Annotated in this window: 19 protein-coding genes; 7 read left to right on the top strand and 12 right to left on the bottom strand. The window is 60.8% G+C overall.

The window, feature by feature from the left end:
* Window positions 1-36 precede the first annotated feature (36 nt).
* Complete coding sequence (locus D3D01_RS07540) at window positions 37-744, bottom strand: sugar phosphate nucleotidyltransferase (protein WP_121511784.1); 708 nt, start codon at window positions 742-744, stop codon at window positions 37-39.
* 23 nt (window positions 745-767) lie between these two features.
* Window positions 768-914: a hypothetical protein gene (locus D3D01_RS24495; RefSeq protein WP_233563273.1), complete on the bottom strand. Its 147-nt coding sequence runs from the start codon at window positions 912-914 to the stop codon at window positions 768-770.
* 97 nt (window positions 915-1,011) lie between these two features.
* Between D3D01_RS24495 and D3D01_RS07535 the strand changes: the two genes are divergently transcribed.
* Both D3D01_RS07535 and D3D01_RS07530 read left to right on the top strand, forming a co-directional pair.
* On the top strand, window positions 1,012-1,197 hold the full coding sequence (locus D3D01_RS07535) for a hypothetical protein (RefSeq protein ID WP_121511783.1): 186 nt from the start codon (window positions 1,012-1,014) through the stop codon (window positions 1,195-1,197).
* 108 nt (window positions 1,198-1,305) lie between these two features.
* Complete coding sequence (locus D3D01_RS07530; protein ID WP_121511782.1) at window positions 1,306-2,046, top strand: DUF429 domain-containing protein; 741 nt, start codon at window positions 1,306-1,308, stop codon at window positions 2,044-2,046.
* A 125-nt stretch (window positions 2,047-2,171) separates the two neighbouring features.
* Here D3D01_RS07530 and D3D01_RS07525 read toward each other — a convergent pair whose 3' ends face one another.
* Both D3D01_RS07525 and D3D01_RS07520 read right to left on the bottom strand, forming a co-directional pair.
* Complete coding sequence (locus D3D01_RS07525) at window positions 2,172-2,366, bottom strand: cold-shock protein (protein WP_053967073.1); 195 nt, start codon at window positions 2,364-2,366, stop codon at window positions 2,172-2,174.
* 2 nt (window positions 2,367-2,368) lie between these two features.
* Window positions 2,369-2,563 carry a cold-shock protein gene (locus D3D01_RS07520; RefSeq protein WP_004515390.1) on the bottom strand — a complete coding sequence of 65 codons (195 nt, stop codon included), beginning with the start codon at window positions 2,561-2,563 and terminating at the stop codon, window positions 2,369-2,371.
* A gap of 223 nt (window positions 2,564-2,786) precedes the next feature.
* On the opposite strand from D3D01_RS07520, the gene D3D01_RS07515 reads away from it, so the two are divergent.
* Both D3D01_RS07515 and D3D01_RS07510 read left to right on the top strand, forming a co-directional pair.
* Window positions 2,787-3,983: an ATP-binding protein gene (locus D3D01_RS07515; protein ID WP_233563271.1), complete on the top strand. Its 1,197-nt coding sequence runs from the start codon at window positions 2,787-2,789 to the stop codon at window positions 3,981-3,983.
* 52 nt (window positions 3,984-4,035) lie between these two features.
* The gene (locus D3D01_RS07510) at window positions 4,036-4,560 is read left to right on the top strand and encodes a hypothetical protein (protein ID WP_121511780.1); all 525 of its coding nucleotides are present in this window, start codon (window positions 4,036-4,038) and stop codon (window positions 4,558-4,560) included.
* Here the strand turns inward: D3D01_RS07510 and D3D01_RS07505 are convergent.
* Window positions 4,552-7,617 carry an FAD-binding and (Fe-S)-binding domain-containing protein gene (locus D3D01_RS07505; RefSeq protein ID WP_121511779.1) on the bottom strand — a complete coding sequence of 1,022 codons (3,066 nt, stop codon included), beginning with the start codon at window positions 7,615-7,617 and terminating at the stop codon, window positions 4,552-4,554. The genes D3D01_RS07510 and D3D01_RS07505 overlap by 9 nt on opposite strands.
* A gap of 220 nt (window positions 7,618-7,837) precedes the next feature.
* On the opposite strand from D3D01_RS07505, the gene D3D01_RS07500 reads away from it, so the two are divergent.
* Window positions 7,838-8,335, top strand: coding sequence for an Hsp20/alpha crystallin family protein (locus D3D01_RS07500; protein WP_101351111.1), 498 nt, complete (start codon window positions 7,838-7,840; stop codon window positions 8,333-8,335).
* A 130-nt stretch (window positions 8,336-8,465) separates the two neighbouring features.
* On the opposite strand, the gene D3D01_RS07495 is transcribed toward D3D01_RS07500, so the two are convergent.
* Together D3D01_RS07495 and D3D01_RS07490 are read right to left on the bottom strand one after the other, a co-directional pair.
* Window positions 8,466-8,711, bottom strand: coding sequence for a hypothetical protein (locus D3D01_RS07495; protein ID WP_121511778.1), 246 nt, complete (start codon window positions 8,709-8,711; stop codon window positions 8,466-8,468).
* 103 nt (window positions 8,712-8,814) lie between these two features.
* Window positions 8,815-9,384, bottom strand: a complete 570-nt coding sequence (locus D3D01_RS07490) for a hypothetical protein (RefSeq protein WP_121511777.1) — start codon at window positions 9,382-9,384, stop codon at window positions 8,815-8,817.
* Between the two features lie 193 nt (window positions 9,385-9,577).
* On the opposite strand from D3D01_RS07490, the gene D3D01_RS07485 reads away from it, so the two are divergent.
* Complete coding sequence (locus D3D01_RS07485; RefSeq protein WP_121511776.1) at window positions 9,578-10,825, top strand: site-specific integrase; 1,248 nt, start codon at window positions 9,578-9,580, stop codon at window positions 10,823-10,825.
* A 12-nt stretch (window positions 10,826-10,837) separates the two neighbouring features.
* Here D3D01_RS07485 and D3D01_RS07480 read toward each other — a convergent pair whose 3' ends face one another.
* The 3 genes from D3D01_RS07480 to D3D01_RS07475 all read right to left on the bottom strand — a co-directional run bounded on the left by D3D01_RS07480 (window position 10,838) and on the right by D3D01_RS07475 (window position 11,976).
* Window positions 10,838-11,026, bottom strand: a complete 189-nt coding sequence (locus D3D01_RS07480; RefSeq protein ID WP_121511775.1) for a hypothetical protein — start codon at window positions 11,024-11,026, stop codon at window positions 10,838-10,840.
* Complete coding sequence (locus D3D01_RS23655) at window positions 11,023-11,169, bottom strand: hypothetical protein (protein WP_154021022.1); 147 nt, start codon at window positions 11,167-11,169, stop codon at window positions 11,023-11,025. The genes D3D01_RS07480 and D3D01_RS23655 overlap by 4 nt, the downstream gene beginning before the upstream one ends.
* A 507-nt stretch (window positions 11,170-11,676) precedes the next feature.
* Complete coding sequence (locus D3D01_RS07475; protein ID WP_121511774.1) at window positions 11,677-11,976, bottom strand: hypothetical protein; 300 nt, start codon at window positions 11,974-11,976, stop codon at window positions 11,677-11,679.
* A 206-nt stretch (window positions 11,977-12,182) separates the two neighbouring features.
* Between D3D01_RS07475 and D3D01_RS07470 the strand changes: the two genes are divergently transcribed.
* Window positions 12,183-12,395, top strand: a complete 213-nt coding sequence (locus D3D01_RS07470; protein WP_121511773.1) for a hypothetical protein — start codon at window positions 12,183-12,185, stop codon at window positions 12,393-12,395.
* 36 nt (window positions 12,396-12,431) lie between these two features.
* On the opposite strand, the gene D3D01_RS07465 is transcribed toward D3D01_RS07470, so the two are convergent.
* Window positions 12,432-12,899 (bottom strand): hypothetical protein, encoded by a 468-nt coding sequence (locus D3D01_RS07465; protein ID WP_121511772.1) that lies wholly within the window; start codon window positions 12,897-12,899, stop codon window positions 12,432-12,434.
* Window positions 12,877-14,373 (bottom strand): GNAT family N-acetyltransferase, encoded by a 1,497-nt coding sequence (locus D3D01_RS07460; RefSeq protein ID WP_121511771.1) that lies wholly within the window; start codon window positions 14,371-14,373, stop codon window positions 12,877-12,879. Before D3D01_RS07460 ends, D3D01_RS07465 begins: the two co-directional genes overlap by 23 nt.
* Window positions 14,374-14,471 lie beyond the last annotated feature (98 nt).

Genomic DNA, 14,471 nt, shown 5'->3' with positions numbered 1-14,471 from the left:
TCCGCGCGCTGCTTCGCTTGGCAACGGTCGACGCCGTCAGCCGAGCTGTTCCTCAACCGCGTCCACGTCGGCTGGTTCGTTGACGTTGTGACACCACCCCTCCAGTTCGACCGCCTCGACGCGGTGGCCGGCACTCAGCAACAGGTCGATTGCGTCGGGGAGTTCGTACTCACCCCGCTCGGAGGGACGTATCAGCGCGCAGGCGTGGCCGATAGCCGGTTCGAACACGAAAAAGCCCCGCGCGACTAGCGTTGACGGCGGGTCCGCCGGCTTCTCGACCAGGCCGGTCACCCGTCTCTCATCGTCCGTCGTGACGACGCCGGTCGACCTGGCCTCGGCCCGCGACACGTCCTCGACCAGGAGCGTGGCGCTGGCGTCGCTCTCGCGGTGGCGGGCGAGCGCGTCGCCGACGTTCGCCCGGCAGACGTTGTCGCCGTTCAACACGACGAAGGTCCCGTCGACGGCGGTCCGGGCTTGTTCGAGCGCGTGGGCCAGTCCCAGCCGTTCCTCCTGTCGGACGTACGCTATCGGCGTGTCCCGGTACTGGTCGCCGTAGCGGGCGACGATGTCGTCGCCGCGGTAGCCGACGACGACGACCAGGCGGTTGACGCCGACCGACAGCAGCGTCTCGAAACAGTGGGTCAGCAGCGGCTGTCCGGCCACCTCGACCAGTCCCTTCGGCTTGTCGGCGGTGAGCGGTCGCATCCGCGTTCCCTCGCCGGCGGCGAGTACGACACCGTCCATGGCCGGCCTCACGCCCGCGCCGGCTAAATGCCTGTGGGCGAGCGGGTTTTGATTCTGGCCCGCCACCGATCCGTATGGCGGAGAAGTGTGATACCTGCGGCCGGTCGGTCAGCGTCGGGGATGCGATTCGCCGGGAGACGTTCGGCGACCTCGATACCGAGCGCTGGCATACTGTCCGGACTGCGGTGCGCGGCTCCGGACGATATTCGTCGGGCCGGACTCGTAGCGGGGAAAGAGACACGTGGCAGCGGCGTGTGGGTCAGACACATGGAAGACGAAGCGTGGCGGTCGGTCGACATCATCAGAGACACTGACGGCGTGCCGCATGTCCTCCAGCAGAGGGTGCTGGTGTTCACAAGCGGCGTCTCCGAGGAGTCGGCTGGCTACACGAAACCGGCGCTGGAACACCGCCCGGTACCACTCAAAGACCTCACGAAATTCGGGCAGACGTGACCCGTTCTCGGTGCCGTCAGCACGTCGACCGATAGCTTAGGTGCGTGACCGGTTGGGCAAGAAACACCTCGGGATACACTTTTGCGCCCGTCGGAACGAGTATCCACAATGGCGGAACCGCTGTACGTCGGCGTTGATCGGAGCGACGAGTCCTGGGTTGCTGTCGCGTTCACTGGCGACGGCTTCGACCACGCGTCGGTGTTCGACAGTATCGGTGCGTGCTGGTCAGCCTACGACGAGCGCGCCCGCCGGATTCTGGTCGGCGTCCCAATCGGACTTGTCGAATCCGGCGAGCCGGACCGCCGGTGTGACGAACTCGCTCGGTCCGTTCTCGGTGCGCGCAGCTCGACCATCCACACACCGCCGGTACGGGAAGCGACGCGAAAACAGCGCTACTCGACGGCCAATCGCGTCCACAAGCGCAAGACCGGGCACGACCTCTCCGAGCGGGCGTTCGAACGCAGCGACAGCCTCGCCCGGGTCGATGAACTCCTGCAGGAACTGCCCGAGGCCGCCGCCGCTATCCGAGAGTCTCACCCAGAGGTCTGTTTCCGGGCGTTCGCCGGCGAGCCGCTCAGTTACTCGAAGCGCACCGCCGGGGGATACGCAGAGCGGATGCGGATTCTCGCCCATTACGACCGCGACGCTGCCCCGACGGTCCAGAAGGCCGCCGAAGCGACTGGTGGCACGGCAGTGGCTATCGACGACGTGCTGGACGCTGTCGTCCTCGCGTACACAGCTGTCCCGGATGACGGAGAACTGTACACGCTCCCGCCCGAACCGCCGCGGGACGCGGCGGGGCTGCCGATGGAGATCGTCTATCGGGCGGCGTCGCCACTGCTCACGTAGTGGCGTGTCTCGCCGAGTGCCGTTGCTCGCCGTGAGTTGTGTGCGTGCCAGCGACACTGCCGTGCGTGCGTACACCGCGACCGCTGACAAGTGATTATAGTGCTAGACTGCAGACAGAACCGGTCTTACAGTCGCGTGAGGTTGGTCGCACGCGGACCCTTGTCCGCCTGCTCGATGTCGAACTCGACTTCCTGCCCCTCTTCGAGGTCAGGGCCGCCGACGTCTTCCATGTGGAAGAAGACGTCTTCGTCCGCATCGTCGGTCTCGATGAAGCCGTAGCCACCAGTGTCGTTGAAGAAGTCGACAGTGCCTGTCGCCATCGTTAGAGCCTCGTGACGTTGTTGGCGCGCGGACCCTTGTCCGCCTGCTCGATGTCGAATTCGAGCTCCTGTCCTTCCTCGAGGTCCGGGCCGCCGATGTCTTCCATGTGGAAGAAGACGTCCTCGTCCGCGTCCTCAGTATCGATGAAACCGTAACCGCCAGTGTCGTTGAAGAAATCAACCGTTCCTTTCGCCATTGCAACCATAGAGATGCCAGCACCACGGATAACAGTGTCGGTACGATACTCTGGTAGGAAACAGAGAAAACCGCCCGCAGTCTGGCGATTAGGGGGTGTGTAATACTGGCACACCACACGCGTCGGCTGATCTCCCGGCTGGCTGTCGACGCTTCGGCGTCGCGCTCGGTCCTATCATTTCACTAATCGAATGGAATTAGCCATTCGAGCACAAGTCGTAACTATGTACCGCGGTGTCCGGGCCCGCCTTGCGCCGTGGCTGCTCGCTGGCTTCGGTCTCGCTTTCACAGGTGTGGCCGTCGTCTGGCACCTCGGTATCGAGACACAGCGCATCGGACAGGTCGGTGGCCCCGTGCTTGCACTGGGCCTTGACGGACTACTGCCGCTGGTGCTGGTGTATGGCAGCTATCGCCTCGTCTCGTCGTCGACACCGGGTGAGCAGATCTGGACCGTTTTCGTCTGGAGCGTCGCTGGCAGTCTCGCAGTCGGGACGGTCATCGGTTTGAGCGTGTTTATCCGTATGATGGAGGGCCGAACGATCGCCGAACCGGTGTTCGTCACCCTGTTGGCGATGGAGACTGGCGCTGTCACGGGACTCATCGCGGGCACGCTCGCGGTCCGGGCCCGTCAGGATGCCAGCCGTGCGACCCGAACCGCGAACACGCTGTCGTTCGTCAACGACCTGCTCCGGCACGATATCGCGAACGGACTGGTCGTTATCGACGGCCGGGAGACAATCATCCGGCGCAACGCCGACTCGGAGACGATTCAAACGGCAGCGGACGCGATTCGTGAACAGGTAACCGAACTCGACAGCCTGGTCGACAACGCCGGGGCTGTCGTCGAGACCCTCGGTCCCGACCCGACTTTCGAACCGACTGACGTTGTCGGAATCGCCGAGGCGGTGATACAGCGAATCGAGCAAACACATCCCATCGCTATCGAGTTTCAAGCATCGGGCAGCGCGATGGCACGCACAAACGAGGCCGCCCGCCCGGTTCTCCGGAATCTCATAGAGAACGCTATCGAACACGGGACGCCAGCGGCCGAACTCTCCGCCGAGGGGACCGCGACGGACGGGGCAGCGCTACAGAGCGAGGCACCGCGAGCGGAGGCCGGCCAGTCGACTGGAGACAAGCGCGATCACCCGTCGGTGTTCGTCGCGATCCGCGAAACTGGCGATGTCGTCGAGATTCACGTGGTCGACGACGGCCCGGGGATTCCCGACGACCGGCGTGACAACATCTTCGATCCGCGAGCGGGCGACACGCACGGCGGTGGGCTCCATCTCGTCGAGACGCTCGTTACCAGCTTCGGCGGCGACATCTACCTCGCCGACTCCGCCAGCGAATTCGACACGGACTTCGCCGACACCGACCTCGACGGCGCGCACTTCGTTGTCGAACTCCAGCGAGCGTGACACGGTACCACACGACCGACGTTTCTTGATTGTGGGGGGCACAGTGGGGGGTATGTTCCCTCGATTGCGCGCACAGGGGCCGACTGTACTCATCCCGCTCGCGTGGCTGCTCGTTGGCCTTGCGCATCTCGACGTGGTCACTGAGCGGACAGTGCTGGCGTTTCACGTCGTCGCCGCCGTCCTCATCGCTGCGTTCGCCGTTCTTTCGTGGGACGAGATGGTAACTGGCGTCCTCCGTATCTGGCGCGACATTCTCCTCGTCGGGCTCGTGCTCACCGTCGGTGGCATCGTCGGCCTGCTCTACGCCCCGCTCCGGGTCCCGTTCCTGACGACGACACTACTGGGGTGGATGGTCGTTCCGGGCGTCGGCCTCTACTACACCGGGACGCGCGTTCCGACAGGGCAGCGGATGTACACGGCCGGCGCAGTGCTGAGTGGTCTCGGCGCAGCAGTCTACGCCGGCGCGCTGTTCCCGGCGGCGGAACCCGCGCTGCTCGCCGGCATCGGACTTGCGCTGGTCGGCCAGACGGTCGGCATCGTTCAGGCGGTGCGCCAGCCCGAGGAATCGTCAGGCTAGGGCTGCGTCGAGCTTCTCGACTGGATGCGGCGGCTCCCCGTCACTTTCTGCCCAGTCGTCCAGTTGCGTGCGACAGGACGCGCCGGGCGCGACCACGGTGTCACCGCGGCTGTCGCCTATCTGGTCGAACAGTATCGAGCCGATAGCTTTGCTCATCGAGAAGTGCTCGGTCTCGTAGCCGAAGGAGCCGGCCATGCCACAACAGCCAGAATCCAGCGGGTCCACGTCGTAGCCGGCCCGCCGGAGCACGCCGACGGCGTGGTGGTCCTTCTTCGTCGCCTTCTGGTGGCAGTGGCCGTGGTAGGTCAGCGTCTCGCGCCCAGCGTCCCAGTCGGCCCCCTCGTCCAGCCGGAAGGTGTCGAGGTACTCACAGACGCCGTACGCGTTTTCGGCGAGCACCTCCACGTCCTCCCCCGAGAGCAGGTCTAAATAGTCCGACTGGAACATCACGGCGTCGCTCGGTTCGACCAGCACCACGTCCCAGCCCTCCTCGACTGCGGGAACGAGCGCGTCGACGTTGTCCCGCGCAGTGGCTCGGGACTGGTCCAGAAACCCCTTCGAGTGGGCCGGCCGGCCGCTGTCGGTTCGGTCAGCCAACTGGACGTGGACGCCCGCGGCTTCGAGCACGCGAACGGCGGCTTTCCCGACCTCGGGGTGGCTGTAGTTCGTGTACGTGTCGGGGAACAGCAAGGCTTGCCGCTCGGCATCGCCGGCCGGGACCTGCGGGCCGCGGTCGTCGAACCAGTCCTGTAGCGTCCTGCGCTGGAAGCTTGGAAGCGTCCGCTCGGGGGCGATGCCGACCGCCTTTTCGAGGACAGTGCGAGCGCCCGGCACCTTCGTCGCGAGGTTCGACAGCGGCGCGAACGCGCTTCCGAGTCCGGCAAGCGCATCGATGTTGGCGAACACCTTGTCCCGCAGGCTGGAGCCGTGTTTCTGGTGGTGGGCGTGGGTCACCTCGGCTTTGAGCTTCGCCATGTCGACCTCGCTCGGGCAGTCCTTCGCACACCCCTTGCAGCCGATACAGAGGTCGAGCACCTCGTGCATGAATTCCTCGTCGGTGGGATCGTCCGGGAGGTCGCCGCTCATCGCCTGCCGGAGCATGTTCGCCCGGCCCCGCGTCGCGGTAATCTCCTCCTCGGCGGCGCGGTAGGTCGGGCACATCACGCCGCCGGTGGTCTCCTGTGGCCCGCGACAGCCGCCACAGCCGTGACAGAGCTCCACCATCCCCTGCATCCCGTTGTCGTTGTCCCACTCCAGCGCGGGGTCGAACCCGGTCTCGAACTCGTAGGCCGGGTCGAATCGGAGGTGCTCGGTCATATCGACCGTGCGCGCCCGCTCGGGCTTTGCGCCGGACTCGACAGCGGCGTCGTCGACGCCGACGACCTGGCCGGGGTTGAGCAGCCAGTCGGGGTCGAACGCGGACTTGACCTCCCGGAACGTCTCCCAGAGGTCCGGGCCGTAGAGCTTCTTGTTCCACTGCGTGCGGGCGCGGCCGTCGCCGTGTTCGCCTGAGACGCTCCCGCCGTATTTCACGACAAGGTCCGTCACCGCGTCGGCGATGGACTCCATCGTCTCGACGCCCTCGACCGACTTGGTGTTGATGAGCGGCCGGATGTGGAGCACGCCGGGCCCGGCGTGGGCGTAGAAAGAGGCGAAGGTGTCGTGGGCCTCCAGAATCTCCTGGAAGTCGGCGACGTACTCGGGGAGGTTCTCGGGCGGGATGGCGGTGTCCTCGATGAACGAGCCGTGTTTCTCGTCGGTCGTCCGCGAGAGCAGGATGGGGAGGCCGGACTTGCGCATCTTCCAGAATTTCTCGCGTTTGGCCTCTTCGTGGGCCTCCATGGCGTCGAAGGCCCGCACCGGCGCGTCGACGACGGTCCGGCCCGCCGTCGGGTCGGCGTCGGGGGCGACGCCCTCGGTCCGGTCCGCGAGCAGGTCGGCGACCTTCCGGCGGCCGCTCTCCTCGTCGTCGGCGTAGAACTCCACGATGAGGACCGCCCGGGTCCCGTCGGGCAACATGCCGACCACGTCCTCGAACTCGGCGGTGTCGCGGGCCAGGTCGATGAGCACGTCGTCGAGTACCTCGACGGCCGCCGGGTCGTGTTCGAGGATGTCCGAAACGTCTTCCATGGCCTCGATGAGTCCCTCGTAGGCGAGCAAGGCCATCGACTTGGTCTCGGGAATCGGCTCCAGGGACACCTCGGCCTCGGTGACGATGGCCAGCGTGCCCTCGCTGCCGGCCAGCAGCGAGGCGACGTTGACGGTCCCGTCCTCGGCGTCTTCGAGGACCCAGTCGAGGTTGTACCCCGAGACGTTGCGCTTCAGGTCCGGGTAGTGGCTCTCGATTTCCTCGCCCTCCTCGGCGAGTATCCGCTCGATTTCGGCGTAAATCTGGGCTTCGAGGTTACCGTCGGGGTCCGCCCGGTCGCGGAGTTCTTCGCGGCTAAGTTTGCCGAAAGTCGTGACAGTGCCGTCCGCGAGGACGACCTCGCACTCCTCGATGTAGGCGTCGGTCTTGCCGTACTGCAGGGAGTGCGCGCCGGTGGAGTTGTTGCCGATAGCGCCCCCGAGCACGCTCTTGTCGCCCCATGCGGGGTCTGGAGCGAACTTCAGCCCGTGGTCGGCCAGTTCCCCGTTCAGATCGCCGAGCTTGATGCCCGGCTGCGCTCGCGCCCGCCGGTCGTCCGGCCGCGTCTCGACGAGTTCGTTCATGTACCGCGAGAAATCCAGCACGACGGCCTCGTTGACGGTCTGGCCGGCGAGGCTCGTCCCGCCGCCCCGGGGAAGAACCGGAATCTCTCGCTGGGCACAGTAGGACATGACCGCGGCTACGTCCTCGGTCGAGCGCGGGTAGACGACGCCGATGGGCAGTACCTCGTAGAGGCTGGCGTCGGTCGCGTACAACTGCCGCGAGTACTCATCGAACCGGACCTCGCCGTCGATACGCGTCTGCAGGTCGTCTACGAGACCGGACCGGGCGACGGTGTCGTTCTGATAGTCGTAGTTCGATACCTCGTCGGCCGAAGGGTCCATCCGGGTGCCGGAATCGGTTGCCATGGTTTGTTTCATATCCAGCCGCCCGGCCACCGACGGACCGGGTACTCGGCGGTTTGCTCTGGCTGTTCTAGCTGTACGCCTGTCAAAACAGTTCCGCTACGGCCCCCTCTCACGCACACCCGACCCGGTCGAGTGTCGATCCGTTACGGCGCTTCTATATTTCCGTGATAGCATGTGCTACGCAATTGTTAATATAACCACGAGCGTATATAATGTGATTATGACACACAAAGACGACCCCTTCGAGACAATGCTCCGACTCTTTGCACAGACACAACGGGAGATGATGGACGACAGTTTCGGCCGGTGGACAGGGGCCGATTCGGGACGCCGAACGGACAACAGTCCCGAGTACCGCACTGACCGACCGGTTAGCACACACTCGGACGACCACCGCCGACACGGCATCGACACGAACCTCCACGTCGACGAGACCGACGACGGATACGCCGTGATGGTCGACCTCCCGGGCTTCGAGCGGGACGACCTCGCCGTTCGTTTCGACGACGGCGTCCTCACAATCCAGGGTGAGAGCACGGTTGCTGAAGAGACCAGCGCCGGCGCTCGCCGACACAGCCGACGAGTCGCCGAGCGAGTCGCCGTTCCACAGCCGGTCTCAGACGATGCGATCACCGCCACCTACCACAACGGCGTTCTCGAAATAACGCTGCCACGCGCGGCTGACGCCGACGATTCGAACCGAATCGAAATCGAATAGGCCTTTTTCAACAACTCTCTGTCGATAGTAACTGAACGGGCAGTGATATCATCTTTAGTAACCTGTTATCCTGAGCCAGCGATTGTCAATTTGTCATGTGGTTGGCGAGCGCCTCGGATCCGTCGCGTGGCTACAGATCGACCGTCACACGAAGTTCGCTGTCAGTCACCGTTCCGATGGCGTCAGCAGCGATCTCGATGTCGTCCTCGTCGGCGTCACCGAACCCGAGTCCCTGCACCCAAGCCTCGGTGAGGTCCGGGTCCGGTTCGACATACGCGACCTGCTCCTTCGGGTCAACCTCGGTTACGATGCCGATCTGTTCTCCCTGGGCGTCCATGAGAAACTTCCCTTCGTCTTCTGTCGATAGTACTGCCATTTCGTCTGACACCACAGGCCGGATCAAGTAATAAACGTCGGTCACGGCGGCACAGTCTCCGTCTCCTTTTGAGCCTGCTGTCAGCCGACATCCGCCCCTGCCGCTAATACCGCGAGAAGTTCTCGTCGGGGTAGACCCCTTCGTCGGTGATATCGACCACGTCCAGCGTCGCCAGCCGACTGAGGCGGTCTGCCGCGTCCCCTTCGTCGACGCCCAGTTCCACCGCCCGTGCCAGCACCTGGTCACGGGTGGGCACGGACTCGATGAAGCCGTCACTGTCTGTCTCTGTCTCCTCTGCGATGATCGGCTTCAGGATGGCCCCGTGTTCCCGCTTCGACGGTGTGGTGCTGTCACCGGTCCAGTCCACACTCAGTGTCCCATCTTCGTTGACGTGGGAGACGACGAACCCGTCCGGCAGCGCTTCCGTCACCGCCGCCACCAGCGCCGCCCGGTCGAGGCGCGCCTCGAACCGGAAGCGCCTGCCGTCTCTGGACTGCCCAAGGCTCCCGACATTCGTCCCCGCTTTTGTTATCGCCTCCGAAACCGCGTCAGCAAGCCGCTCCTGTACTGACGCCGCGACGGCACCCCGTTCCGCGCTGAGGGCGGTGAGTTCGTCGGTCAGGGTCGCGTGGCGCTCCATCTGCTCGTGTGCTGACTTTTCTGTCATACCCATGCTACTCGTCGCCACGAACGTACCTGTTCCGGCGGCTGTGTCGAGTCAACAGGGTAACGCGGTGGTCGCTACTTTGTCACTGCATTCAAATCCGCTTGTAAGCGTCTTCGCTGCTCGCTTTGTCCGTCGAGAAATGCCGCCTCCCGGACCTCAACTGGTGGTTTACATGCCCATAACACAACCCCCCGTGTAGATGACGAGAAACGCAGATCGTCGCATCGAGAATCTGCAGGAGCGCATCGAGCGCGCCGAAGAGATGAGTCGAGACGACCAGGACGTGCTGCAGGCCTTCGACAACAGGCTTGCCCTGCTCGGGAGTCAGTACGGAAAGGAACGCCGTGAGAAGCTCCTCAGGCACTGTGTGCGAATCGCCGAAGAAGTCGGCGGGCTGGCTGACGCCCTCGACGACAAGCGAGCTGCCGAGGATATCGTCCGCTGGATTCACGACACCTACGACAACGAAGAGTCCAACCGGGACTACCGGGTTGCCTTCAGGATGTTCGGGAAGCACGTCATTGGTGGCGACGAGATTCCCGACAGTATCACGTGGGTCTCGGCGACCACGTCGAAGGACTACAACCCGATGCCGAACCCTGCCAAGATGCTCTGGTGGGACGAGCACATCAAGCCCATGCTCGACGAGTGCCGCCACGCCCGAGATAAGGCGCTCATTGCCGTTGCGTGGGACTCCGGAGCCCGGAGCGGGGAAATCCGCAACCTGACCGTCGGAGACGTTTCTGATCACAAATATGGCCTGCGTATCTCCGTCGACGGGAAGAAGGGCGAGCGGTCGGTCATCCTGACAACCGCTGTCCCCCAATTGCAGCAGTGGCTGAACGTGCATCCAGCCCCGGAACAGCCCGATGCCCCGCTCTGGTCGAAGCTCAACAAACCGGAGGATATCAGCTACCAGATGAAGCTCAAGATCCTCAAGAAGCACGCACGGAAAGCGGGCGTGAACCACTGCGACGTGACCTTCACCCGTATGCGGAAGTCCTCCGCGTCGTATCTCGCTTCGGACGGCGTGAATCAGGCCCACATCGAGGACCACCACGGCTGGGACAGAGGCTCGGATGTCGCCTCTCGTTACGTCGCTGTCTTCGGCGACGCCAACGACCGCGCTATCGCACAGGCGCACGGCGTCGACGTTGAGGAAGACAAGTCCGAACCGATTGCACCGGTCACGTGTCCGCGGTGCCGAAACGAAACGCCCCGAGACGAGCCCACCTGTGTCTGGTGCAGTCAGGCGATGGACGCGGCCGCGGTCGAAGAACTGGAAGCGGAGCAGCGGGAGACTCGGGCGGAACTGCTCCGTATCGCTCGGGACGATCCCGAACTGCTCGACGATCTTGACCGCGTCGAGCAGTTCATCGAACTCGGGGACGAGAACCCCGAAATCCTCCGAGAGGCGCGGGAGTTCGCCACTACCGGACAGAGCTGAAGCGGACACCGACTACACCTCCTCCTTGGCACGCTCGATCTCGTTCTGTACGTCGTGGAGGGCCGGTTCGTCCCCGTACCGAATGAGTGCTCGCAGTGCAAGCGCTCGGACGAATTCGTCGTCACCGTGCTTGATGATGCGGACGAGCGTGTCTTTGTTCTCTTGGACGAACTGGTCACCGTCTGCGCTCTTCACCGTCATTGAATCACCCCCTGCGGCGACAGTCCGAATTCACTCGGCCGATGCGATGCGACGTGGTGGGAGACTCGCTTGTCCCGAAGATCGATACCACAGACCGGACACTCGACGAGTCGAATCTTGTCGTGGCCGAACCGCTCAATCATCCCGCTCACCCCCAGACTGGTGACTGTTCGGGTGGCATGCGGTACTTCGCTGGGTCGACGTTAGCTCATCGTGTCTGAATTCCATCGTCCGATGAAGGCCGGTTAGGCCGGCGACACCGGACCGGGTGTGCGTCGTCCCCAAGTGCTAAGTATCTAGCTCTAGTAACTAGGAGTGGGAAGACACCTTCCCGGTCCACTCGATTCAAAACGTATGGCCCAAGCCTGGTGAGCTTGTCAGGGCCATACGTTTGCACTTTACCACTTTCGAGAGTCATCTGTCTGAATCCTGTGAATTATGAGTTGGCTGTGTTCTGCGTATTGAGTCCCTATTCGGTGGTTTCACTTAGTTTCTGTTGATTAGTTAATAAGTTAATTACTTAGTTAATTACTAGTCCCCTCATCCACGTTCTCGGATTGGTTTTGTGCTCCATGTGTATCCCATAGTGACTGGCTCCACTTAGTATATGTCAATGAATGAATAATTGATTGAATGAATGAGTGATTGGGTTAGTTACGCCTCTTGTCGGAGTGTGACTCAGCCTCCGCTCGGAGTTGAGAAAGGGCGTCTTCGAGTTCTGGGATAGCTTCTGTCCGATTGTTTTCCTGGCGTGTCAGCGCTCGAAGAGCGGGCTGGACGTGTTCAGTGGCGACGTGTGCGGCGAAGTCATCCGAGATAGCGGACTGTTGGTCCTCTGGTGGGTCGACCGAGAGTGTGGCGACCGCGGCCGCAGCACCGAGAAACTGGCGTCGGCTTGGGTCATTTGTCGAGGCGATGCTTTCATTCCTGCGTGTATCATCGGTTGACATGGGTTCTTGGCTTGCATTGAGAACCCGTGGCCGGTGTCCTTGCACCGGCCATCTTCAAAATGGCGTAGCCACGGTGTTCTCATTCCCACTTGTGGGAACGTGTTACTTAGTCTTTTGCCATATATGGGAAGTTGCCGCAATTGGGAACATTATGAGCGGATAGAAGGGTACGGTATAATGGGATGCCTCACAAACAGGGCTCACAAATGGGACGCCGCCGCGCACTACTGACAGATACTGAGCGGGAACTCCTCGAAGCCGAGGAGAAATCTGACCGATATTACCAGGCGGTTTCTCGAATTCGGCGGAAGATTGAGGAAGAACTGTCTGAGGATATCACTATTCTCGAAGAACATCATCCGGAACTACTTGACGAACTTCTCGAAGTTGTTGATGAAGACTGTAACTCGAACAACTAACTTCCAATAGCTTCCGCATCGATACAGGATACGAATTCAATCGGATGAGTATTGTAGTAGATCCGGCGACTCCACTCGTTCCATGGAGTCAGGCAGCTGGTGCGTCATGTTGAGTTCTGAATCCTCCTTTAGGTAATAGAACGAGACGGGTGGTGAGAAGTCATCTATCTGCCGTGCTGGATTAATCGGTTGATCGAACTCGTGGACATGGTCCACTTCAATAGCATGGCCCTCCTCGGCTCCCTCAAAGTAGCTCATGAATCGGCTCCGGTCTGAAATGCCGGAGTAGTGTCCATATTTCTGCCAGAGGTTCGCTGGACTGTCTGAAATTACTTCATCTATTGTGAACGCACCGACGATACGCTGGACGGGGGAAGAAGCGTAGAGAAAGATGGTATCCACCTTTTCTGGGTCACTGAATACCGTCTTTCTAAATTCGTATCTTTTCCCTCCAGATAGTATCTTTTCCGCAAACTCGGGTTTAATCGAGAGTAAAACGTTCATTGATGCCCCCTAGTTCACGGATGTACTTATAATCTCTATCTGATATCTCTGACATCCACTGTAGTGGGTCAGACAAAATATCATTCTTCTTTAATTCTTCATAGCTAATTGGATTCTCTAAGTCGAAGTGCCATCGGAATAGAAGTACCGTCGTTGGAGATTGGGCCATGTCCTGTAGTTCACGACGGGTGAACACAGAGCGTTTCCCAACAATTCGGGAGATGCTATCGACATTTGTCAGACCGTAGTGTACCTCTTCTAGTACACAGAGGGAAGTCACTTCCATATTGTCATGAGACCGATAGAATAGGAGTAAATCACCTGGCTCTAGGTTTCTGTTCTTGGCGTTTGATAGGTAGGCCTTCTTGATTGCGTTCCCCTCGGACTGGAACTGACCGGAAAACTCTGTGAGTGTCGCATCACGCCCGGCATAGCCAGGGAACAGTTTGTTATGGAACTGCGGCTGCACCGGAACCAGATACTTGTTGACCTGGTCCCCATCGTAGAAGGACGGATAGAATCTTTTAGTCGTCTCCAGCGGTGTCGGATTGTCACCTTGCCCGGGAGTGAGCCGCTTCAGGAATATCGATTCATCATCGATCTCTTTCGAGACTTCCTCGAAGCCGTACTTCTCTATGAGCTCGACCAGCACATCTTCTCCAGATTCGACATAGTGAGTTAGATACATCTCCTCGTGGCCACCGTTGATTGCTTCTCGAATGGCTAATGAAATCAGTAGCTCGCCGATTTTTGACCCCCATTTTCGCTCAGAAACCTTCAGTGTCGATATCTTCAACCGGCGATTGCGGCCTAATTCTGGGCGTGCGCCAATATTCTCTACCTCGTTCTCCTTCAAAATCAGCACTGCCCCCAGAGTATCATCCTGATTGTAGTTGACCCAAGCCGTTCGCTCGGATATCGAGCGCGCCCATTCTACGAAATCGTAGTCACCCTCTAGTGAATCAAATATCGGATCGTTCAAATCTAGCTCGCCTACCGTGGTCCGTTTAATCGCCTCTGGTCCACGAATAGAGGGGTCAGTCGGTCTAAAGTAATCCCGTCCCTCCTCAATCGGAAAGACTCTGTCCTCGATACCCAAGTCCAAGGCCTTGCTGTGGATTCCTTTGTCTTCCGTCACGAGGAAATCTACGTCGTCGACGTAGACTGAATAGAGTAGGGCGTTGTCAACCTCGTCATTGGTATTCGTCGCTTCAGGAACTGCAGCGCGGAATTCGGTATCATCGTCGGATGGATAGCTAGGGAAGTCGAGTGTTGGGTACGTCTCAATTCGTGATTCATTCTGTACTCGCCTCTCCTCGTTGTGGTCGTTTCGTATCTCTCGCTCTGAGAGGGGATGAATGAGAATCTGGTGTCCCTGCTCTTTTAGCGACTTTTCTAACTTCCGCAGGTCCTCTGGGACTACTTCGTCATTCTCACGGTGTATGAATATGTTTGTGTCAAATAGGATATCCATCTCTTTAGAACTCCTTCACGTGTCAGTGCGGAGTGTTCTTGTACGCGACAATAAATTCCGGGGTGATTTAATTATACAATACCGGAACTACAGTCGCA

Origin of the sequence: Haloarcula sp. Atlit-7R, from assembly GCF_003666065.1 — an archaeon.
Lineage (GTDB): Archaea > Halobacteriota > Halobacteria > Halobacteriales > Haloarculaceae > Haloarcula > Haloarcula taiwanensis.
The sequence above is the reverse complement of the archived record's forward strand: the minus strand, read 5'-3'. Positions and strand labels throughout refer to the sequence as shown.